Origin of the sequence: Streptomyces sp. C10-9-1, from assembly GCF_024497955.1 — a bacterium.
GTDB lineage: Bacteria > Actinomycetota > Actinomycetes > Streptomycetales > Streptomycetaceae > Streptomyces > Streptomyces sanyensis.
In genome coordinates this window covers 42,113-61,955 of sequence record NZ_JANHKP010000023.1, presented here as the reverse complement: position 1 = coordinate 61,955, position 19,843 = coordinate 42,113, and the positions used below count along the sequence as shown (strand labels likewise).

The 19,843-nt window shown below is 74.5% G+C and carries 20 protein-coding genes; 9 read left to right on the top strand and 11 right to left on the bottom strand.

Features of this window, described 5'->3' with window-relative positions; translation table 11 throughout:
* Nucleotides 1–3: 3 nt before the first annotated feature.
* Complete coding sequence (locus tag NPS70_RS26800) at nucleotides 4–1,143, bottom strand: aromatic ring-hydroxylating dioxygenase subunit alpha (RefSeq protein ID WP_256527021.1); 1,140 nt, start codon at nucleotides 1,141–1,143, stop codon at nucleotides 4–6.
* A gap of 229 nt (nucleotides 1,144–1,372) precedes the next feature.
* On the opposite strand from NPS70_RS26800, the gene NPS70_RS26795 reads away from it, so the two are divergent.
* From NPS70_RS26795 to NPS70_RS26770, 6 genes are all read left to right on the top strand, one after another.
* The gene (locus NPS70_RS26795; protein ID WP_256527020.1) at nucleotides 1,373–2,086 is read left to right on the top strand and encodes a bifunctional 2-polyprenyl-6-hydroxyphenol methylase/3-demethylubiquinol 3-O-methyltransferase UbiG; all 714 of its coding nucleotides are present in this window, start codon (nucleotides 1,373–1,375) and stop codon (nucleotides 2,084–2,086) included.
* 94 nt (nucleotides 2,087–2,180) lie between these two features.
* Complete coding sequence (locus NPS70_RS26790; protein ID WP_256527019.1) at nucleotides 2,181–3,332, top strand: nucleotide disphospho-sugar-binding domain-containing protein; 1,152 nt, start codon at nucleotides 2,181–2,183, stop codon at nucleotides 3,330–3,332.
* 32 nt (nucleotides 3,333–3,364) lie between these two features.
* The gene (locus NPS70_RS26785; protein WP_256527018.1) at nucleotides 3,365–4,174 is read left to right on the top strand and encodes a phytanoyl-CoA dioxygenase family protein; all 810 of its coding nucleotides are present in this window, start codon (nucleotides 3,365–3,367) and stop codon (nucleotides 4,172–4,174) included.
* Nucleotides 4,171–5,175, top strand: coding sequence for a hypothetical protein (locus tag NPS70_RS26780; RefSeq protein WP_256527017.1), 1,005 nt, complete (start codon nucleotides 4,171–4,173; stop codon nucleotides 5,173–5,175). Before NPS70_RS26785 ends, NPS70_RS26780 begins: the two co-directional genes overlap by 4 nt.
* On the top strand, nucleotides 5,172–6,461 hold the full coding sequence (locus NPS70_RS26775; protein ID WP_256527016.1) for an activator-dependent family glycosyltransferase: 1,290 nt from the start codon (nucleotides 5,172–5,174) through the stop codon (nucleotides 6,459–6,461). The genes NPS70_RS26780 and NPS70_RS26775 overlap by 4 nt, the downstream gene beginning before the upstream one ends.
* Nucleotides 6,458–7,426, top strand: coding sequence for an SRPBCC family protein (locus NPS70_RS26770; protein WP_256527015.1), 969 nt, complete (start codon nucleotides 6,458–6,460; stop codon nucleotides 7,424–7,426). The genes NPS70_RS26775 and NPS70_RS26770 overlap by 4 nt, the downstream gene beginning before the upstream one ends.
* Nucleotides 7,427–7,448: 22 nt before the next feature.
* Here NPS70_RS26770 and NPS70_RS26765 read toward each other — a convergent pair whose 3' ends face one another.
* A complete protein-coding gene (locus NPS70_RS26765; protein ID WP_256527014.1) occupies nucleotides 7,449–7,751 on the bottom strand; it encodes a muconolactone Delta-isomerase family protein in 303 nt (100 codons plus the stop codon).
* 142 nt (nucleotides 7,752–7,893) lie between these two features.
* Here NPS70_RS26765 and rfbB point away from each other — a divergent pair, with 142 nt between their 5' ends.
* Together rfbB and rfbD are read left to right on the top strand one after the other, a co-directional pair.
* Nucleotides 7,894–8,889, top strand: coding sequence for a dTDP-glucose 4,6-dehydratase (gene rfbB / locus NPS70_RS26760; RefSeq protein ID WP_256527065.1), 996 nt, complete (start codon nucleotides 7,894–7,896; stop codon nucleotides 8,887–8,889).
* Nucleotides 8,886–9,737, top strand: a complete 852-nt coding sequence (gene rfbD / locus NPS70_RS26755; protein ID WP_256527013.1) for a dTDP-4-dehydrorhamnose reductase — start codon at nucleotides 8,886–8,888, stop codon at nucleotides 9,735–9,737. The genes rfbB and rfbD overlap by 4 nt, the downstream gene beginning before the upstream one ends.
* A 59-nt stretch (nucleotides 9,738–9,796) precedes the next feature.
* On the opposite strand, the gene NPS70_RS26750 is transcribed toward rfbD, so the two are convergent.
* From NPS70_RS26750 to NPS70_RS26720, 7 genes are all read right to left on the bottom strand, one after another.
* Nucleotides 9,797–11,098, bottom strand: a complete 1,302-nt coding sequence (locus tag NPS70_RS26750; protein WP_256527012.1) for an activator-dependent family glycosyltransferase — start codon at nucleotides 11,096–11,098, stop codon at nucleotides 9,797–9,799.
* A gap of 78 nt (nucleotides 11,099–11,176) precedes the next feature.
* Complete coding sequence (locus NPS70_RS26745; RefSeq protein WP_256527011.1) at nucleotides 11,177–11,614, bottom strand: MarR family transcriptional regulator; 438 nt, start codon at nucleotides 11,612–11,614, stop codon at nucleotides 11,177–11,179.
* A 57-nt stretch (nucleotides 11,615–11,671) separates the two neighbouring features.
* Entirely contained in the window at nucleotides 11,672–12,985 is a 1,314-nt protein-coding gene (locus NPS70_RS26740) for an activator-dependent family glycosyltransferase (protein WP_256527010.1), read from the bottom strand.
* Between the two features lie 44 nt (nucleotides 12,986–13,029).
* Entirely contained in the window at nucleotides 13,030–13,833 is an 804-nt protein-coding gene (locus tag NPS70_RS26735; RefSeq protein ID WP_256527009.1) for an SDR family NAD(P)-dependent oxidoreductase, read from the bottom strand.
* 84 nt (nucleotides 13,834–13,917) lie between these two features.
* Entirely contained in the window at nucleotides 13,918–15,141 is a 1,224-nt protein-coding gene (locus NPS70_RS26730) for a nucleotide disphospho-sugar-binding domain-containing protein (RefSeq protein WP_256527008.1), read from the bottom strand.
* A gap of 32 nt (nucleotides 15,142–15,173) precedes the next feature.
* The gene (locus tag NPS70_RS26725) at nucleotides 15,174–16,358 is read right to left on the bottom strand and encodes a class I SAM-dependent methyltransferase (RefSeq protein WP_256527007.1); all 1,185 of its coding nucleotides are present in this window, start codon (nucleotides 16,356–16,358) and stop codon (nucleotides 15,174–15,176) included.
* A 101-nt stretch (nucleotides 16,359–16,459) separates the two neighbouring features.
* Nucleotides 16,460–17,278, bottom strand: a complete 819-nt coding sequence (locus NPS70_RS26720; RefSeq protein WP_256527006.1) for an NAD(P)H-binding protein — start codon at nucleotides 17,276–17,278, stop codon at nucleotides 16,460–16,462.
* A gap of 210 nt (nucleotides 17,279–17,488) precedes the next feature.
* Between NPS70_RS26720 and NPS70_RS26715 the strand changes: the two genes are divergently transcribed.
* Nucleotides 17,489–18,274, top strand: coding sequence for an SDR family NAD(P)-dependent oxidoreductase (locus tag NPS70_RS26715; protein ID WP_256527004.1), 786 nt, complete (start codon nucleotides 17,489–17,491; stop codon nucleotides 18,272–18,274).
* Nucleotides 18,275–18,329: 55 nt separating this feature from the next.
* Here NPS70_RS26715 and NPS70_RS26710 read toward each other — a convergent pair whose 3' ends face one another.
* Both NPS70_RS26710 and NPS70_RS26705 read right to left on the bottom strand, forming a co-directional pair.
* The gene (locus NPS70_RS26710) at nucleotides 18,330–19,013 is read right to left on the bottom strand and encodes a disulfide bond formation protein DsbA (RefSeq protein ID WP_256527002.1); all 684 of its coding nucleotides are present in this window, start codon (nucleotides 19,011–19,013) and stop codon (nucleotides 18,330–18,332) included.
* Nucleotides 19,014–19,066: 53 nt separating this feature from the next.
* On the bottom strand, nucleotides 19,067–19,843 hold the full coding sequence (locus NPS70_RS26705; RefSeq protein WP_256527001.1) for an ABC transporter permease: 777 nt from the start codon (nucleotides 19,841–19,843) through the stop codon (nucleotides 19,067–19,069).

The window sequence follows — 19,843 nt, the reverse complement described above, 5'->3', positions numbered from 1 at the left end:
GGGTCAGAGCCCGCCGGGCCAGTCGGCGTCCTCGCGGAGCAGCGCCCTGGCCAGGGACCGGTAGAAGAGGATCACCCCGGGCTCCTTGGGGGAGAGGTGGCCCCGCCCCGCGAAGCGCGAACCGGCGCCCCGCTGGACCGCCTCCAGGCCCCGCCGGTCCTCGCCGTTGATCACGGCTGCGTAGGCCTCGGCCTCCTTCCGGACGGTCTCGCGGTCCCGGCCCTCGATCATGGCGGCCGGCATGAGCACCCCGCCCCGGACCAGGGTGCGGTCGATGGCCGAAGGGATCAGGCTGAGCCAGATGACCATGTCACCCGAGGCGGCGAGGCTGCCCGAGGGGAAGACGAAGAAGCCGTACAGGTGCGACCGCTCCTCCTCGGTGAGGTCCAGGACCACGGGCTCCAGCGGCGAGGCGTACCGGACCCGCATGCTGTCGGCCCACGGCGAGTCCGCCCGCACGCTCGTCTCCGCCCCGCCGGGGGTGGTCGGTTGCAGGGTCTCCGGGTGGAACCCCATGACGTGGTAGTTCTCGTGCGCGTTCTCGACCGCGATCTTCCAGTTGCAGTGCCATTCCTCGGTCCACCCGGCGACCTGGGTCAGCTCCGGCAGCCGGTAGTTCGCCAGGTCCCCGCCGATCCGCCGCAGATGCGGACCGAGGGGCTCGGCCGCGGCGTCCAGGTTGACGAAGACGAACCCCCGCCACTCCTCCACCGCGAACCGCGGCAGCCGGCACGCGGACGGATCGAAAGCCGGGTTCCGCTTCATGTGGGTGGCGCCGATCAGGCGCCCGTCCAGACCGTAACGCCACAGGTGGTAGGGGCAGGTGAACACGTCGGTGCGCCCCGAGCCCTCCTCCACCACCGGCATCAACCGGTGCCGGCACACCGGCGACAGGCCGCGCAGGGCGCCGCCCTCGTCCCGGACCACCACGACCGGCTCGCCCGCCACGGACAGCGCCACGTACGACCCGGACTCCGCCAGCTCGTCCGCGTGCGCCACCAGCAGCCAGGAACGCCCGAACACCCGCTCGCGTTCCGCATCCCACAACCCCGGTGAGGTGAACGCCGTCGGCGGCAGGCTCAGCGCCTCCGCGTCCGGCCCAAGATACCGCTCGAGCTCCGCCACGATCTCCCCGACGTCCACGTCGGTCCTCCCTTCGTCCGGGTCCGGCCCGGCCCGATCCGGCTCCGCTCCGGTCCGTCGGCACGGTCCGGCTCCGCTCCGGTCCGTCGGCACGGTCCGGCCCCGGTCCGGTGCGGCCGAGGGTGACCGCGCGCGCTGGTGAATCGGTCGCCGCCCGATCGACACGGCACCGGCGCCGCGTCCACCCGTCCTGGGCGATTTCTCCAGTACGCCTTCCGACGATCCGTCCATGTACGGCGCTGACCTCACCGAGATCCACGATCTGATCCACGAGAGCCGCGGCAAGGACTACGGGGCCGAGGCCCGGGAACTCACCCGGCGTGTGCGTCGGCTCCGGCCGGACGCGCGCTCCCTGCTCGACGTCGCCTGCGGCACCGGAGCCCATCTGCGCCACTTCGCGCGGCTCTTCGACCGGGTCGCGGGGCTTGAGCTGTCCGAGCCGATGGTCCGCGCGGCGCGCGGTGCGCTGCCGGACGTCCCCGTCCACGCCGGCGACATGAGGTCCTTCGCCCTCGACGCCCGGTTCGACGTGGTGACCTGCATGTTCGGGTCCATCGGCTATGCGGCCGACGAGGCCGAACTCCACGCGGCCCTGGCCGCCTTCGCCCGGCACCTGAACCCCGGGGGAGTGGTGGCCGTGGACCCGTGGTGGTTCCCCGAGAACTACCTCGACGGGCACGTCTCGGCGGATGTGACCACGGTGGCGGGCCGGACCGTGGCCCGGATCTCGCATTCCGCCCGGGACGGGGCCGCGTGCCGGATGGACGTGCACTACGTGGTGGCCGACGCCCGCGCCGGGGCCCGGCACTTCACCGAGACCCACCGCATCTCCCTGTTCACCCGAGCGTCCTACGAGACCGCCTTCAGGGCCGCCGGGCTCTCCGTCGAGTACGTCCCCGGCCCGCACGCCGGCCGCGGCCTCTTCCTCGGCGCCGCCCCGTGAGGCCCGTACCGTGCGGCGACGGCCTTCCCGGGCCACCGCCACCGCGCTGCGGGCCACTTGACGATCCGTCCGACGACTCCTGCCTGGGGGCAGCATGCGCGTCCTGTTCGTGACCTCGCCGGGCCTCGGCCACCTCTTCCCGACCATTCCCCTGGCCCAGGCGTTCCGCGCTGCCGGCCATCGTGTCCGGTACGCCACCGGGGGGCTCAGCCTGGCCGCCGCCGAGGCGGGGTTCGACGTCGTGGACGTCACTCCCGGCCTGGACTACCTGCCCGTGTACATGCCTGAGGAGCCCGGGGCGTCCGAGAGCACGGCCGACCACCCCATGTTCGCCGAGGACCCCGAGGACGCCGAACTCGCCGCGCTCTTCGCCAGGGTGTCGGGCGTCATGGTGGACGGCGCCCTGGCGGCAGCCCGCGACTGGTCTCCCGACCTGGTCGTCGCGCCGCCCCTCCAAGGCGCCGGCCGCCTCCTCGCCGCCGCGCTGCGCGTCCCCCTGGTCGAGCCCCGTCTCGGCTCGTACGACAGCGGCTCCCGCCTGCACACCCTGCTCCGCGCCGGGATGGAGCCGCACTGGGCACGCCACGGCGTCACCGGCGGGCCTCCGGCCACCGTGCCCCTCACCACGCTCCCGCCGAGCCTCGCCGCCCGGCTCCCCGAGGACCGCCGTACGCCCGCGGCACGGCCGCTGCGTCATGTGCCCTACAACGGCGGTGCCGTACTGCCGGACTGGTTGCGGGAGCCCCCTCGCCTGCCGCGCATCGCCGTCACCCTCGGCACCATCGAGGCCCGGTGGGGAGGCATCGCGATCCTGGGGCCGCTCATGGAGGCGGCCCGGGGCCTGGAGGCCGAGTTCGTGGTGACCCTCGGCGGCGGCGACCCCGCACTGCTCAGCGACGTCCCGCCCAACGTCCGTCTGGTCGACTGGGTCCCCCTCGACCTCCTGCTGGACGGCTGCGACGCGATCATTCACCACGGAGGCAGCGGGACCATGCTCACGGCCGCCGCCGCGGGCCTCCCGCAGTGCGTCATCCCGCGCGGCTCGTACCAGCAGACCGGTGCGGACCTGCTGCCCGCCCGGGGCATCGGGATCGTGGCGGAGCCCGGGACCCTCGGCGCGGCCGAGTGCCGGACCCTGCTCAAGGACGGACGCCTCCGCGAGAACGCCCGGCAGGTCCGGAGCGAACTGCTCGCGATGCCCACCCCGGCCGAGACGGTCGGCCGGCTCGTCGGCTCCGCCGGGTGAAGCCCTCCCACACGAGCGAGAAGGACGATCACATGCCCACATCCGCTGATCTGACGGAGAGCGGCCGACCCACCGGGGAGACCCTCCGTCGCTACCGCGACCAGGGGTTCGTCCACCTCCGGTCGGTGCTCTCCGCCGAGGAGGTGGCCGGGTTCCGGGCCGCCGCCGAGAAGCTCCTGGCCGAGGAGGGCACCGCGACGTGGGGCGCCTCCGAGGACGAGACCCAGGTCCACTACGTCGAGGCCGCCTGGCGCAAGCACCCCGAGCTGCGTCGACTCGCGCTCCACCCCGTGGTCACCCGGGCCGCCGAGGGACTGGCCGGCGGGCCGCTGCGGCTCTACGGCACCGACGTGCTGAAGAAGGACCCCCACGTCCACCTGCCCACCGTCGTCCACGACGACGAACCGGGCCTGCCGCTCGCCGGACTGGCCCGGACGCTGACCGCGTGGATCCCGCTGGTGGACGTGCCCGCCGACCGGGGGTGCCTCGTCTACGTCCCCGGCTCCCACCGGCGCCCTCTCGAGCACCGGCAGGTCCACCTGGCCGACTTCCAGGACTACCGGCCGATGGAGGAGGTCTGGCCCGCGTATCCGTTCAGCCCCCGAGTGGCCGTTCCGATGCGGGCGGGCGACGTGGTCCTCCACGACTTCCGCACCGTGCACATGGCCGGGGTCAACACCGACGGCGAACGCCGGCTCGCCTTCGCCGCCGTCTACATGGACTCCGACGCCACCTACCGCCCGGGAGTCCAGGACCATCCGGTGTCCCACCTGGCGCCGGGCGCGCCCGTCGACGGGGACCTCTTCCCCCTGATCGCCGCCGACCCCGGTACCACCCCGTGACGACGGCCCTCGCCGAGCTGGGCGAACGACTCCAGCGGGAGTACGGGACGCTGTGGCTGCACCGGCTCAAGGGCGATCCGTACGCTTCCCTGCTCTGCGACGTCGGCGACGACCAGGGCCCGCTGCGCGCGTGCGTCCGGGACACCGGGCGGCTGTGGCGATCGGGCACCGGCTCCTGGGTCACCGCCGACCCGGCCACCGCGGCGGAGCTGCTCGCCCACCCCGCCGTCGCCCACGTCCCGGCGCTGCCGGGGGAAGCCCCCGTCACCGCTGTGGACGTGCCGGACCTCGGGCCCCTGTGCGCCCGGCTTCTCGACGCGGCAGGGCCGGAGTTCGACCTGGTCGCCGACGTCGCCGAGCCCCTCGCGACGGGCGCCCTCGCCGAGGTGTGCGCGGTCCCCGGGACCGAGCGCGCCCGGTTCGCCGAGGCCGTCGCGGACTGCGCGACGGTCCAGGACGCGGTGGTGTGCCCGCAGCGCCTCGCCACCGCCCGGCGCCTGCCCCGGGCCCTGGACACGCTGCGCTCCCTCCTCGACGCCGCTCCCGGGGCGCCGGGCCCGGCTACGGTGGCGATCGGCGCCCGCACCGGCGCCGACCTCGTCGTCCGGACCGTCCTGCGGGCCCGGTTCCCCCTGCCGGTCCACGAGGTCGCGCCGCTGGTCGAGGAGGCCCTGCGCACGGAGCCGCCGGTGTGGATCGCCCCCCTGGAGGCCCGCGCCGAGCTGGAGTCGGCCGGAGTCCGCATCGCCTCCGGGGACCGGATCGCGGTCCTGCTCGACGGCGGGAGCGGACCGGCGGCGTTTCCCGCCCACCGTGCCCTCGCCCCGTTCCACCGCGCCCTGGCCGGGGCCGCCCTCGCGGCCCTGGCGGGCCGGTACGCCGAGCTCCGCCCCGGCGCCCCCGCGGTGCGCCGGCCCCGGGCCCCGCTGACCCGGGGACCGGCCCGGGCCCCCGTGCGGGCGGCGGCCGCGCCGGCGACGAGGGACGGAGGAGAACGATGAGGGTCCTGTTCACCTCGCTGGAAGGCAGCCACTTCCAGCTGCTCGCACCCCTCGCCTGGGCGCTGCGCACCGCCGGCCACGAGGTGCGCGCCGCGTGCGTGCCCGGGGTGGTCGAGACCGTCACACGGACCGGGATCACGGCCGTCCCGGTCGAGAGCCCGCCGTGGTACGAGGGCCTGGACGCCTTCCACCGGGAGGCCATCGCCCACTTCGGGACCGCCGACCAGGACCGGGACCCGGACCGGGAGGAGACCTGGGAGGAGCAGCTCGGCTACGAGAGCGTCATCGTCCCCGCCCTCAACTCCCGCCTGAACTCGGACACCATGATCGACGAACTGGTGGCGTTCGCCCGCCACTGGCGGCCCGACCTGGTCGTCTGGGAGACGCTCTGCCTGGCCGGCCCGGTCACGGCACTCGCCGTGGGCGCGGCCCACGCCCGCCTCGTCTCCGGACCGGAACTGGCCATGCAGCTGGGCACCCGGCGGACCTTCCTGCGCCTCGCCGCCGAGCGGCCGCCCGAGCACCGCGAGGACCCCACGGCGGAATGGCTGGACTGGACCCTGGAACGCCTCGGCGCCGGAGCCCGCTTCGACGAGTCCGTGCTCACCGGCCAGTGGGTCGTCGACACCCGCCCGGCGAGCCTGCGCGAGGACGTGGGCGTCCCCACCGTCCCCGCCCGCTACATCCCGTACAACGGGCGGGCGGTCGTGCCCCGGTGGCTCCGCGAGCCGCCGGCCCGGCCCCGGGTCTGCCTCACCCTGGGGGTGAGCATCGACAGCGGCTACGCCCTCTGGGACCTCGACACGATCCTCGTGGGGATGCTGGAGGCGCTGGCCGGGATGGACGTGGAGGTGGTCGCCGCGCTCTCCGAAAGGCAGCGCGCGCATCTGCCGCCGCTCCCGGACACCGTGCGGGTGGTGGACCACGTCCCGATGCACGACCTCCTGCCGACCTGTGCGGCGGTCGTGCACCACGGCGGCTACCAGACCAAGGCCACGGCGGAGTTCCACGGCGTACCCCAGCTCCTCCTCACGGGATGGGAGTGGGTCACCGAGGCCATGGGCGTGGCCTACGAGAATCAGGGCAACCTCCTCGCCCTCCCGCTGCGCGAGTTCACCCCCGACCGCTTCCGCGGGAAGGTCGCGCGCGTGCTGGAGGACCCGTCGTTCGCCGGGCACGCGCGGCGCCTGCGGCGGGAGACCGAGGAGATGCCGACACCCAACGAGGCCGTCGCCGAGATCGAGCGGCTCACGGCCCGGTACGGAAGGGAACGGCGAGGAGCATGACGCTCGCGGAGATCGTGGCGGAGCTGGGACGGTACCTGGACGAGGACGCTCCCGAACTGAGCCTGCCCCCGGCGGCCTTCACCTCGCCGGAGCTGTGGGAGGCGGAGCGGGACCGGGTCCTCGGAGCGTCGTGGGTGCTGGCGGCGCATGCCGGCGAGCTGGCCGCGCCGGGCGCGTCCGTGACCCTCGCGCCCGCCGGCCGGCCCGTCACCGTGACCCGGGCCGAGGACGGCACCCTGCGGGGCCGTTCCGCCCTCGGCCCGCACCGGCCGGCACCGGCGGTGGAGGAGTGGCGGGGCTTCGTCTTCGTCAACCCCGACGCGTCCGCCGAGCCGCTGGCCCCGCACCTGCGGCGGATCGGTGAGGAGCTCGATGCCTACCGGCTGCCGGAGATGGTGCGGATCGCCGGCTGGACCGAGGAATGGCGGTGCAACTGGAAGATCGCGGTCCAGAACGCTCACGAGAACTACCACGCCATGGGCCTCCACCCCACCACCGTGGCACTCATCACCCCACCGGGAGGGGCCATGGACGTGCGCGCGGACTCCCGCTGGGTGACCCGGCTCCTCAGCCCCTTCCGCGAACCGCTCCCGGCCACCGCGCTGCCCCTTTCCGACGCCCAGCGCGCCACCATGTACAACTGCGCCGTCTTCCCCTGCGGCAGCCTCGCGGCCTTCGGCGACTCCGTCGTCTGGATCACCATGATCCCGCTCTCCGCCGACCGTACCGAGGTCCGGGGCGGGGTGCTCGTGCACCCGTCGGCGCTCGAAGGCCAGGACCGCGACGCGCTCCGGGAGCAGAACGAGGAGGGCGCCGCGGTGGTCAACCGGGAGGACCGGCTGGGCATGGAAGCGGTCCAGCGGGTGGTCGGCTCCCGCTTCGCCGAGCGCGGTCACCTCTCCCCGAAGGAACCGGGGGTCATGGCCTTCTACCGCGGCCTCGCCCGGGCTCTGGCGACCGGCTGACGCCCCGGTCCGGTCGTCCGGTTCAGTCGCCCCGGTTCTCGAAGGCCCTCGGGTCGAAGCCACCCACCTCCGCCAGGGGGATCACCTCGAAGCGGAGGTGCGGGCTCAGCGGGTTGCCGTACAGCAGGGTGTTCAACTCCTCGTGCGACGCGACCTCGTAGATCAGCAGGCCGCCCGAGGCACCGACCCGGATCCAGTTGTGCCGGATCACCCCCCTGTCGACCAGCCCCTTGACGTACGCGAAGCCCTCGGGCAGCCGCCGCCGGAACTCGTCGGCCGGGATTCCGGTGGGGGACTGGGTCGCGAGGACGGCGAACAGTGCCATCGTTCCTCCAACGCTCGGGGTCTCGACGCCCGAGTCTCGAACGCCCCGGTCACTCGCGCGTCGACGACGGCTGGAGCGGCCGGTCGGCCGCGACCAGGGGGCCTCGTCGAAGGCTCGAACGGTGAAGAGCAGCCTGGACCCCGTGAATCTCCTGGTCACCGGAGCGGCCGGCTTCATCGGCTCGGCCTACGTCCGCAAACTGCTGTCCGACGATCCCGCCGTCCGCGTCACCGTGCTGGACCGGCTCACCTACGCGGGCACCCTCGACAACCTCGACACGTCCCACCCCCGGCTGGAGTTCGTCCACGGGGACATCTGCGACCCCGCGCTGGTCGACCGCCTGACGGCCGGCGCCGAGCAGGTGGTGCACTTCGCGGCGGAATCGCACGTGGACCGCTCCATCGAGGGCGCGGAGTCCTTCGTCCGCACCAACGCGCTCGGCACGCAGACGCTCCTCGACGCGGCGCTCCGCCACGGCGTCGGCCCCTTCGTCCACGTCTCCACCGACGAGGTCTACGGCTCCGTCGCCGAGGGCGCCTGGACCGAGGACAGCCCGCTGAGCCCCAACTCCCCCTACGCGGCCTCCAAGGCCGCCTCCGACGTGCTGGCTCTCGCCCAGCACCGCACCCACGGCCTCGACGTCCGGGTCACCCGCTGCTCCAACAACTACGGTCCCCGCCAGTTCCCCGAGAAGCTGATCCCGCTCTTCGTCACCAACCTGCTCGACGGGGAGCCGGTGCCGCTGTACGGCGACGGAGCCAACGTCCGCGAGTGGGTGCACGTCGAGGACCACTGCGCGGGCGTCGACCTGGTCCGCACCCGGGGCCGGGCGGGCGAGGTCTACCACCTCGGCGGCGGCACCGAACTGACCAACCGGGAGCTGACCGGGCTGCTCCTCGACGCCTGCGGGGCCGACGGGAGCCGGGTCCGGCGGGTGCCCGACCGCCCGGGCCACGACCTGCGCTACGCCCTCGACGACGGCAAGGCCCGCGCCGAACTGGGCTACCGCCCGCGGTACGCGTTCGCCGACGGCCTCGCGGCCACGGTCGCCTGGTACCGGGACAACCGGGACTGGTGGGGGCCGCTCAAGCGGCGGCTGCGCGCCCGCGAGGCCACCCCCGGCCGGTCCCCGCGATGAGGTGGCTGGTCACGGGCGCCGGCGGGCTCCTCGGCCGCGAGGTGGCCCAGGCGCTCGCGGCCGACGGCGCGGACGCGGTGCTCCTCGACCGGCGCGCGCTGGACGTCACCGACCCCGGGGCGGTCGCCGAAGCCTTCGCCCGGCACCGCCCGGGCCTCCTCGTCAACTGCGCCGCCTACACGGCCGTGGAAGCGGCCGAGACCGACGAGGAGCGGGCGCTTCGCGTCAACGGGGACGGTCCCCGGCACCTCGCCTCCCTCTGCGCCCGCCACGGCACCCGCCTGCTCCACCTCTCCACCGACTACGTCTTTCCCGGCGACGCCGACTCCCCGTACGCCGAGGGCCACCCCACCGCCCCCTGCAACGCCTACGGGCGGAGCAAACGCGCGGGCGAACGGGCCGTTCTCGGCCTGCTGCCGGACCGCGGCGCGGTCGTCCGGACCGCCTGGCTCCACGGGGCGCACGGACCGAGCTTCGTCCGGACCATGGCCGAGCGGGCACAGGCCCGGGAACCCGTTGACGTCGTGGCCGACCAGGTGGGGCAGCCGACGTGGGCGGCCGACGTGGCGCGGCTCCTGCTCGCCCTCGGACGCGTCCCGGGGGCACACGGGGTCTTCCACGCCACCAACGCGGGCCGGGCCAGCCGGTACGAGCTGGCCCGCGAGGTGTTCCGGCTGGTCGGTGCCGACCCCGGCCGGGTCAGGCCGGTCCCCGGCGCGGCTCTCGGCGGTCGGGCCCCGAGGCCCCGGTACACCGTCCTCGGGCACGACCGCTGGCGCGAGGCCGGCATCCCCGCGCCCCGGCCCTGGCGCGAGGCCTTGGCAGAGTCCCTGGGCCGCGCCCGCTGAGCGGCGCCCCGGGACGGCGCGCGTGGCAGGCGGAGGCGTCCGCCGGGTGCGCCGCCGGCTCAGCCCGCCGACCGGTGGCGCGCGGTCAACGCCTCGACCACCGGGACCAGCTCGGCGGGGGACGGCACCGCCCGGATCTCCTCCCGCAACCGCGCCGCGTTCCGCGCGAAGGACGGCTCGTCCAGCACCCGCGTCACCAGCCCGCGAAGCTCCTCCGGTGTCAGCGGACCGGGTCCGGCCGGACGCACCCCGGCCCCCGACCGCTCGATCAGCTCCGCCCGCGGGTGGATGTCCCACAGGTCGTTGGGGACGACGACCTGCGGGACGCCGTGCACCAGCGCGTTCTGCGAGGTGCCGAACCCGCCCTGGTGCACGATCGCCGAGCACGAGGGCAGCAGCGCGTCCAGCGGGACGAAGTCCGTCGTCCGCACGTTGCCGGGCACGCGGCCGGCCTCGGCCAGCTGCGCCCGGTCCAGGGTCGCCACCACCTCCGCGTCCAGCTCGCCCAGCGCCTCCAGCAGGTCCGGGACGGACGCCTGGTCACCTCCCATCACCTCCCGGAAGGAGAGGCCGAGCGTGAGGCAGACCCGGCGCCGGGAGGGCGGCTCGCGCAGCCACTCCGGCAGCACCGCCCGCCCGTTGTAGGGGACGTGCCGGACGGGGACCCACGGCAGTTCCGTGGGCGGACGGAGCGAGGCCGGGGTGGGGTCGATGGTCCACTGGCCGGTGACCAGGTCCTCGCTGAACCCGCCGCCGTACCGGGACGCCGTCCACTCCAGCCACTCGGCGAGCGGGTCCTCGCGCAGCTCCGGGGGCCTGGCGGCGAGCGAGGCCAGGTGCCGCTTCCGCATCGTGCCCACCAGGTCGAGCCCGTAGAGCAGACGCGCGTGCGCCGCCCCGCAGGCCCGGGCGGCGATCGAACCGCCCATCATCATGGTGTCCCAGACGACCAGGTCGGGCCGCCACCGGCGGGCCAGGGCCACCAGGTCGTCCACGGTCTCCTCGGCCGTGAAGTTCTGGAAGATCGCCGAGGTCATCACCGTGAACAGACCGTCCAGGAAGTCGGGGGTCAGGCGATCGGGCCGGTCCTCCGCCATCCGCATCAGCTCCTGGGCGTCCGGTGGCTCGGCCAGGCGCTCGGCCGCCTTCTCCTGCCGACGCCTCAACTCCTCCACGGACTCGTCCTGGGCCAGCCGGGGCCCCACCGGGACCGCGGTCAGCCCGGCCGCGGTGACGGTGTCCGCCAGGTCCGGCTGACTGGCGACGCGCACCTCGTGCCCGGCGGCGCGCAGGGCCCACGCCAGCGGCACCTGGACGAAGAAGTGGGGCCTCGCGGCCAGGGTCACAAACAGCACACGCATGGCCGCGAGGCTAGGGACCGGGGCTCGATACGGTCTGGACTCCCGTTGGTGCACCGGCCCGGGCCCGTCGAGCCGCCGTCAGCGGGCGGGTAACCAGGACTCGTCGTCGGTGGCGTGCGCCAGGACGCGCTGGAGGAGGCGGCGCAGGGTCTCGGCCTCCTCCGCGGAGAGGTCGCCGAGCAGTTCCGCCTCCACCCGCTCCAGGGGCCCGTCGATCCGGGTGAGCAGGTACTGCGCCGTGTCGGTGATCTCCAGCCGGCGTGAGCGGTCGTCGGCGCCGGGGCGTCGGCGCACGTGACCCGCCTCGACGAGTTCGTTGACGAGCTGGTGCACCGACTGCCGGGCGATGCCGAGCTGGCGGGCCAGCTCCGCCATGGTCAACTCGGGTTCGATCGAGAGCTGGACCAGCAGTCCGTACTGGCGGACCGTCAGGTCGTAGCCGGTCAGCCGCTCGTCGACCCGCCGCGCCGCCACCGTGCTGGTCACGGCCAGAAGGTAGGGGATGTGCGTCCTCACCAGGGATTCACCTCGACCGTGCGCGGACCGTGATCTTCTTCGCCCGACGGTATGCCATCAGGCGCCGCGACGCCCGGGGGTCCGGCGAGCGGACACCAGCCGCTCCAGGGCCGGGACGATCTCCCGGGGCGTCGGCGTCCCGAGCATCTCGGCGCGCACCCGGGCGGCGTTGCGCGCGAAGGACCCGTCCTCAAGGACCCGTACCACCATCGCGCGCAGCCGGTCGGCCGTCAGCCGCTCCGGCGAGCAGGTCAGGGCCACCCCGGCGGCCCGGGCCCGCTCCGCGCGCGGGGTGTTGCACCACATCCGGGCCGGGACCACGACCTGGGGCACGCCGTGGGCCAGCGCGGTCAGGAACGTACCGGCCCCGCCGTGGTGGACGACCGCCGAGCAGCTCGGCAGCAGCTCGTTCAGCGGTACGAAGTCGACCGCCCGCACGTTCGCCGGGAGCGGGCCCAGCGCGGAGAGCTGTCCGGCGTTGAGCGTGGCCACCACCTCCACGTCCAGATCGGCCACGGCCGCCAGCAGCTCGCCGACCGAGGCCGGGTCCCCGCCGACGACCTCCCGGAAGGAGAGGCCGAGGGTCAGGCAGATCCGGGGCCTGCCGGGCGCCTCGTCCAGCCAACCGGGCACGAGGGCAGGGCCGTTGTACGGCACGTAGCGCACCGGGACTCGGGGGAGGGAGACGGGCAGGGCCAGGGAGGTGGGGACCGGGTCGACGGTCCACTGGCCCACCACCAGCTCCTCGTCGAACCCCCGGCCGGGGCCCTTGAGGCCGTGCCGCTCCAGGACGTGCCCCAGCCACTCCTCCAGCGGGTCGTCCCGCAGCTCCGCGGGCACCCGGCCGAGGACGTGCCGGTAGCGCTCGCGCAGCAGGCCCACCAGGTCCAGCCCGAACATCAGCCGGGCGTGCGCGGCGCCGCAGGCGCGCGCGGCGACCGGGCCGGCATAGCTCATGGTGTCCCAGACCACCAGGTCGGGCCGCCAGTCCCGGGCGTACGCGACCAGGTCGTCGATCATGCGATCCGGCACCGTGTTCCGGTGCACCAGCGGTGTCCACGCGGCGAACACCCCGTGCAGGTGCTCCGGGGTCAGCCGCTCGGGGCGCAGCTCGCCCGGATCGAGGACCCGCAGCCAGGCGTCGTCGCGCAGCTCGTCCACCAGGTCCGTGTCGTCCGGGTTCATCTTGGCCGCGACGTGCAGGGGATCGCCGACCGGCACCGCCGTCAGGCCCGCCCGGGCGATGTCCTCGGACACGTCCGGCTGGGTCGCGACGCGCACCTCGTGACCGGCCGCGCGGAGCGCCCAGGCGAGCGGGACCTGGGCGGCCACGTGGGTGGCGGCGGCGAAGGGCTGGAACAGGACACGCATCGGCGCTCCCCTCGGAAACGTGCGGAGTCGGTCCACGGACGGGATCAGGTCAGGGCGAGCCCGCCGTCCACCGTGACCACCGTCCCGTTGGCGTAGGCGGCCTCCGGCCGTGTGAGCTGAAGGATCCACCAGGCCATCTCCTCGGGACGGCCGACCCTGCCGCTCGGGGCCCGGCCGGCGATCTCCTTCAGGAAGGCCGCGTACTCCGGGGCGGCAGCCTTCCCACCGGGGCCGCTCTGCCCGGAGACGTCGGTCACGCCGGGGGCGAGCCCCACGACCCGGACGCCGCGCGGGGCCAGTTCGACGGCCCAGGTCCGGGTGAGGAAGTCCAGTGCGGCCTTCGCGGCCCCGTACAGGCCGTTGTCCGGCCAGGACCGCAGGCCGATCGCCCCGGCCGAGCCGATGTTCACCACCGTGCCGGACCGCTCCGCCAGCGGTTCCAGCGCGGCTCGGGTGAGCAGGACCGGTGCCAGGAGGTTGGTGTGGAGCTGCCGTTCGGCCTCCGCCCGGTCCAGGGCCGCCAGCGGGCGGTAGCCCATCGCGGCGGCGTTGTTCACCAGGACGTCGAGCCGGCCGAGGACGTCCAGGGCCGCTCCGACGATCCGGCCGGGGGCGTCCGGCGCGGTGACGTCGGCGACCAGGCACCGGATGCCCGGGTGCCCGCCGGCGGCCTCCGCCAGGGTGGCCTCGGTGCGGCCGACGACGAGCACCCGGTCGCCCCGCTCGGCGAAGGCGCGGGCCGTGGCCCGGCCGATGCCGGTGCCGCCGCCGGTGACGACGACCCCGCGCGCGGTGCCCTGCCGCCCGGACGGCCCCGTCCTGTCGATTCCCTCGGTTCGGGTTGTCATGACGGGCAGCATCGGCAGCCGGCCTCGCAGGCCCCTCGACCCTCACGCACCGGGTCCGGCCCGCCGAGGCCCGGCTGCCGGGTCTCAGACGTCCGTCGCCAGCGCCGCCAGCTCCGTGGCGAGCGCCGCCGGGGTCGGGGCCTCCGCGATCTCCTCGCGGAGCCGGACGGCCGCGGCGCGGTGGGCGGTGTCCTCGATCAGGCGCTCGACACCGGCCCGTATCGTCGCCTCGTCGGCGCGGTGCCCGGGCACGTGCAGCGCCGCCCCGGCGGCGGCCACCCGCTCCCCGGTCACCTGCTGCTCCGCGGCGAAGGTCGCGATGAACTGCGGCACCCCCGCCCACATGGCGGTCAGTGCGCTGCCGCTGCCCCCGTGGTGCACGACCGCGGCACACCCCGGCAGCACCGCGGCCAGCGGCAGGTTCTCCGCCACCCGGACCGAGGCGGGCACCGTGCCGAGGGCGGCCACGTCCCGCGCGGTCGCGGTGAGCACCACCTCGCCGTCCAGGCCGTCGAGGGCGGCGACGATCCGGGGGAGCAGGTAGGAGTCGGGACCGGAGACCGTGGACAGGGCGGTGGACCAGGTCACGCAGACCCGGGGGCGCTCCGGCGGCCGGGCGGTCCACGCCGGTGCGGGGCCGGCGCCGTTGTACGGGACGTAGCGGACGGGCAGCCGCTCGGCCTCGACGGGCACCTTCAGCGACGGCGGGTTGGGGTCCACCACCCTGTCGACCATGGTCAGGTCGAAGGCGCCCAGGCCGTGCCGGGGGAACGCGCCGCTGTGGTCGGTGGGGACGATCCGCATGTGGTCGGGGTCGTGCGGGCTCGCGGGGCCCCACAGGCACAGTGCCGACGGAACGTCCAGCACCTTGGCCGCGAGGAGCCCCTCCAGGCTCCCCGGGTCGTGCAGGACCAGCCCCGGACGCCAGTTCCGGGCGTACTCCACGGCGGAGTCGAAGCTCCGGGCTGCCGAGTCCGCGAGCTCCGGCGCGGTCTCCCGCTCGAAGCGGCCGGCGTCGAACGCGTCGAGGCGGTCGATCCGTTCGCCCGTCAGCGGGTGAGGAGGGAGCCACGGGTACGGCCAGATCCCGTTCACCGCCTCCGCGTGGTACTGCAGGCGCAGGCGCAGCACCTCCTCCATTCCCGAGAGGACCGGGACGGGCACCAGGCCGGCCCGCCCCACCGCGGCGGCCTGCCCGGGGGCGCACAGCACCCGGACCTCGTGGCCGGCCGCCTGGAGTGCCCAGCCCAGGGGCATCATGGCCGCGTACTGGGTGGGCCACGAGGACACGGTGAACAGAACGCGCATGGTCGGTTCCCTTCGTTTCGTTCGGCGCCGGGTCACTTGGCGCCGAGAGCGGTCCACACGTCGGCGTCCATCCACGACGGCAGGGTGTCCTCGCCGTTGGTCCCCTTCTCCACGAAGGCGATGTTGTGGTAGGCGTGCAGCCCGGTGACGGTGCTCTGGGCCGGGGTGGGACGGACGACGGCGGGCTCCCGGTGCTCGCGGTGGTGCAGGTCGTCGATCAGCCCCTTGACGAGCCCGAGCGAGGTGCCGGGGCCGGCGACCCCGCCCGTGCTTCCGCCGAAGTCGGTGAAGTAGGCGGTCTGCAGGTCCTCGATCACGTAGAGGCCGCCGGGCCGGACGTACGGGAAGAGGGTCCGGAACGAGGTCAGCACGTGTTCGTTCACATGGCTGCCGTCGTCGATGACGATGTCGAACGGACCGTGCTCCCGCGCCATCTCGGTCAGGTATTCCGGGTCGTTCTGGTCGCCGACCAGCGCGGTGAGCCGCGGTTCCGTGAGCGCGGTCTTGTCGTAGATGTCCAGACCGAAGACGGTGCCCTGGGGGAAGTACCGCTTCCACATCTTCAGCGAGCCGCCGCCGAGGTCGTCGTCGAAGCCGCCGATCCCGATCTCGAGGACCCGGACGGGCCGGTCCCGGTAAGGGGCGAAGTGCCGCTCGTAGTGGGCGGTGTACCAGTGGAAGCTCGCCCACTTGTCCGAGCCGTAGCGGATGGACAGCTCGCCCAGGTCGGGGCAGCGTCCCGTGCAGCCGGCCATCAGGGTGGCGGTGGCCTGGGCGGCCGCGCGCAGCACCGTGTTCATCTCGGCGAGCAGTTCGCTCACCTGCCCGGGGTCCTGGGGCGTGGGGACGAAGGAGTTGCGGAAGTCCCCGGTGCGCGGCGAGTCCGCCGGCCCGAAGAGCCGGCGGACCAGGTCCGGCGCGGTGAAGGCCACCCGGGAGCGCACCCGGGCGGAGTCGTCCTCGACCGTCCGGATCGGCTCGTCGCGCACCATGCGCAGTGCGACGGTGTGCCGCTCCCCGCCGTGGGTCAGGTCCAGGGCCACGTCGACGGCGGCGGTGTTGGCCGGCTCCGGGCAGCGGAACAGCACCTCCTCGACGAGGACGCGTGCCACCTCGGTCAGGCCGACGTCCTTCAGCAGGGCGTCGATCTCGTCGTCGGAGCCGGCTCCGGCTCGGATCAGTCGCCGGATCACTGCGTTCTGTGCGGCATCCACCATGACGGCGTTCCCCTCGGTTCACGGAGAGTGTCCCGAACACCGTCGGCGGTTCACCTGGAGACCGGCTCAACCGCCGCTGAACGCCGCCGCCTGCGTGCGGCCTAGAAGTCCGCGCGGTGGTCGGCCACCCACTGGGCGAAGGTACGGGCCGGCCGTCCCGTGACCCGCTCGGCCGTCGGCCCCACGGGCACGTCCACCGGGTCCTGGAGCAGCCAGTCCACGGCTTCGGCCGGCATGCCCTGCCCGAGCCACAGGGCGCGGGCCCCGTCCACGGTCAGCTCCTCGAAGCGGATCGCGCGGCCGAGGACCGCGCCGAGGTCGCGCACCTGCTCGTGCTTGGTCAGGGACTCGGGGCCGGCGAAGGAGTACGCCTTCCCCGCGTGTCCCTCCTCCAGCAGCGCGGCCAGCGCCACATCGGCGATGTCGGCCTCGTGGACGGGGGCGCTGCGGGCCTCGCCGAAGGGGGCGCGCACCACGTTCTCGGCCCGGATCGTGGGGGCCCACCAGGTGAGCAGGTTGGCCATGAACTCGCCGGGCCTGACATGCGTCCACTCCAGGCCCGACGCCTCCACGGCCCGTTCCACCGCGGTGTGGTGGTCGCCGCTGTAGTCGCCGTCGGCGTACTCCGCCGACACCGAGGAGAGCACGACGATCCGCCGCACTCCCGCCTTCGCCGCCCGCGCGGTGAACTCCTCGGCGGTGCCGGGCAGGGGGAAGAGGTACGCCCGGTCGACGCCGGCGAGGGCCGCGTCCAGGCTCCCGGGATCGGCGAGGTCGCCGCGGACCACCTCCACCCCGTCGGGCAGTGCGGCCTTCTCCGGGGCCCGGGTCATCGCCCGCACCCGCGCTCCGGCCGCCCGCAGCCCCGCCACCACGTGCCGGCCCACGTTTCCCGTGGCTCCCGTCACCAGAAAGGTCATGGTCGCTTCTCCTTCACTGCTCGTCAGCGCACCGAGCCCTTCGGTGCCGCTGTCCTGCCGTGCGGCGGGCGCGGACCCGCCGACGATTCCGGGCCGTCCTCCGGAACGGCTCGAACCTTGATCGACAGGGCCGGTCCAGCCCGTGTCGAGTGCCCGTTGCCACCCTCGGGCCGCGTACGCACATCCGATGCCACGATTCCGGGAGGAACCATGACCGGTACCGAGGGACGGGTCGCCGTCGTCACCGGTGCTACCAGCGGGATCGGCCTCGCGACGGCCCGAGCGCTGGGCCGGGACGGGCTGAGGGTCTTTCTCTGCGCCCGTGACGCCGACGCCGTCGCCGAGACCGTCGCACTCCTGCGCCAGGAGGGGGCGGACGCCGACGGACAGGCCTGCGACGTGCGGTCGACCGAGCAGGTGAACGCCTTCGTGCGCGCCGCCGTCGACCGGTACGGCCCCGTCGACGTCCTCGTCAACAACGCGGGACGCAGCGGGGGCGGGCCCACCGCCGAACTGACGGACGAGCTGTGGCTCGACGTCGTCGACACCAACCTCCACAGCGTGCTCAGGGCGACCCGGGCGGTCCTGAACGCCGGAGGCATGCTGGAGCGCGGCCGGGGCCGGATCGTCAACATCGCCTCCACCGGCGGCAAGCAGGGCGTCGTGCTCGGCGCCCCCTACTCGGCCTCCAAGCACGGCGTCGTCGGCTTCACCAAGGCGCTGGGCCTGGAACTGGCCAGGACCGGCGTCACCGTCAACGCGGTCTGCCCCGGGTACGTGGAGACACCCATGGCGGAGCGGGTCCGCGCCGGGTACGCGGCGGCGTGGGAGACCACGCCCGAGGCGGTGCTCGAACGGTTCGAGGCGAAGATCCCGTTGGGCCGTTACACGACCCCCGAGGAGGTGGCGGGCCTGGTCGGCTACCTGATCAGCGACACGGCCGCGCCGATCACCGCCCAGGCCCTCAACGTCTGCGGGGGCCTGGGCAACTACTGAGCGCGGAGCGCCCCGGGCCGCCGCTGCGCACCTCCGCCCGCCGCCGCGGGTCCGGTCACGTCGGATCGTCCCACCCGCCGACGTCCGGATCCGGGTCGGCGGGCGGCCCCTTCAGCTCGTGGAAGCCGGGGGCGCCGGCCACCAGCAGCGTCCCGTCCCACAGCCGTCCCGCCTCCTCCCCGCGGGGCACCCGGGACAGGACCGGCCCGAAGAAGGCGAGCGGGCCGCGGTCCCGCTCCGCCGGGTCCGTGACGGCCACGACGGGGGTGCCGGGACGCGGGCCGAGGAGCCGGACCGCCTCGGCGTGCGAGGCCCGCAGTATCCCGTCGTACGCGGTCGAGCCGCCGACGGCGGCCAGGCCGGCCGGCAGCCCGGCGTCGGCCAGGGCCGCGGCCGGATCGTTGATCCATCTCCTGGTCCTCCCGGCGCTGCCGCGATCGGCCCACAGGGCGGCGTGGAACCGGGCCAGCGCCTGCTGCCCGTGGTGGTGCAGGACGGCGGTGCCGATCCGCACGGGCACCATGAGGTACCCCGTGGGGTCCCCCTCGGGATCGTCGTCGCGGCCCTCGTTGAGGAGGGCCAGGCTCATCAGGTGCCGTCTCAGGTCCAGCGGGCGGACCCGGGCCGCCTCCAGCAGCCAGCGGGAGGTGAGCCAGGTGTACGGGCAGGCGGGGTCGAGCCACACGTCCACGGCGAGGGGGCCGGGGTGCCGGGTGCTCGGGGTGGCTTCGGCTGTCACGGGTCGGGTGCTCCTTGTGGTCGGACGGGGCTGCGGGGCGTACGGCCGCCGCGTCACACGGTGGCGTTGCGCATGCCGCGGATGCCCGCCACGACCCCGAGGACCGCGACGGCCGCCGCGGCGAGCGTCCCGTACAGGACGCCCGTCTCGGCGAACCGGCCGTCGAACAGGGCGCGTTCCGCCTCGACCACGTAGGTCACCGGGTTGATCCGGCTGAGGACGTAGAGCCAGGTCGGGGCCGAGGCCTGGGTGATGGGCAGCAGGACCCCGGAGAGCAGCAGCAGGGGGAAGAAGATCACCTGCTGAACCCCGTAGAAGAGGGTCTGCTGCTTGCGGGAGTGGAGCGCGAGGGTGAAGGAGAGGGCGCCGATCCCGACGCCGAAGACGGTCAGGAGCGCCAGCCCCGCCAGGGCGCCGAGCGGGTGCAGCCGGAAGTCGGTCGGCAGCAGCAGGACGAGGATCAGCAGCGCCTGCGTCAGCAGGACCACCACCTCCTTCAGGGCCCGGCCCACGAGCATCGCGGCCCGGTTGAGCGGGGTGACGAGCAACCGCTCGAAGGCGCCCGAGGACATCTCGTTGAGGAGGGAGGCACCGGCCCCGGCGGTGGCGGAGAGGGCCAGCAGGACGAGCATGCCCGGCACGAACCACTGCCAGGGGGAGCCCGTGCCGCCCGTCCCCCCGCCCGCCGCGCCCATGCCGGAGAGCAGGGGCGCGAAGAGCGCCAGGAAGAGGAAGGGCAGCATCATCGTGAAGAGGAGGCCGGCGGGCTGGCGCAGCTCGGGTCCCAGTTCGCGGGCGAACGCGGTCCTGGTGTCGGTGATCACCTTCAT

Coding starts and splice junctions, on each gene's coding strand:
- NPS70_RS26725 (WP_256527007.1), bottom strand. CDS start 16,358: ATGGTGGATGCCGCACAGAACGCAGTGATCCGGCGACTGATCCGAGCC.
- NPS70_RS26730 (WP_256527008.1), bottom strand. CDS start 15,141: ATGCGCGTTCTGTTCACCGTGTCCTCGTGGCCCACCCAGTACGCGGCC.
- NPS70_RS26790 (WP_256527019.1), top strand. CDS start 2,181: ATGCGCGTCCTGTTCGTGACCTCGCCGGGCCTCGGCCACCTCTTCCCG.
- NPS70_RS26785 (WP_256527018.1), top strand. CDS start 3,365: ATGCCCACATCCGCTGATCTGACGGAGAGCGGCCGACCCACCGGGGAG.
- NPS70_RS26720 (WP_256527006.1), bottom strand. CDS start 17,278: ATGACCTTTCTGGTGACGGGAGCCACGGGAAACGTGGGCCGGCACGTG.
- NPS70_RS26795 (WP_256527020.1), top strand. CDS start 1,373: ATGTACGGCGCTGACCTCACCGAGATCCACGATCTGATCCACGAGAGC.
- NPS70_RS26750 (WP_256527012.1), bottom strand. CDS start 11,098: ATGCGTGTGCTGTTTGTGACCCTGGCCGCGAGGCCCCACTTCTTCGTC.
- NPS70_RS26765 (WP_256527014.1), bottom strand. CDS start 7,751: ATGGCACTGTTCGCCGTCCTCGCGACCCAGTCCCCCACCGGAATCCCG.
- NPS70_RS26735 (WP_256527009.1), bottom strand. CDS start 13,833: ATGACAACCCGAACCGAGGGAATCGACAGGACGGGGCCGTCCGGGCGG.
- NPS70_RS26740 (WP_256527010.1), bottom strand. CDS start 12,985: ATGCGTGTCCTGTTCCAGCCCTTCGCCGCCGCCACCCACGTGGCCGCC.
- NPS70_RS26770 (WP_256527015.1), top strand. CDS start 6,458: ATGACGCTCGCGGAGATCGTGGCGGAGCTGGGACGGTACCTGGACGAG.
- NPS70_RS26715 (WP_256527004.1), top strand. CDS start 17,489: ATGACCGGTACCGAGGGACGGGTCGCCGTCGTCACCGGTGCTACCAGC.
- NPS70_RS26705 (WP_256527001.1), bottom strand. CDS start 19,843: ATGAAGGTGATCACCGACACCAGGACCGCGTTCGCCCGCGAACTGGGA.
- rfbD (WP_256527013.1), top strand. CDS start 8,886: ATGAGGTGGCTGGTCACGGGCGCCGGCGGGCTCCTCGGCCGCGAGGTG.
- NPS70_RS26775 (WP_256527016.1), top strand. CDS start 5,172: ATGAGGGTCCTGTTCACCTCGCTGGAAGGCAGCCACTTCCAGCTGCTC.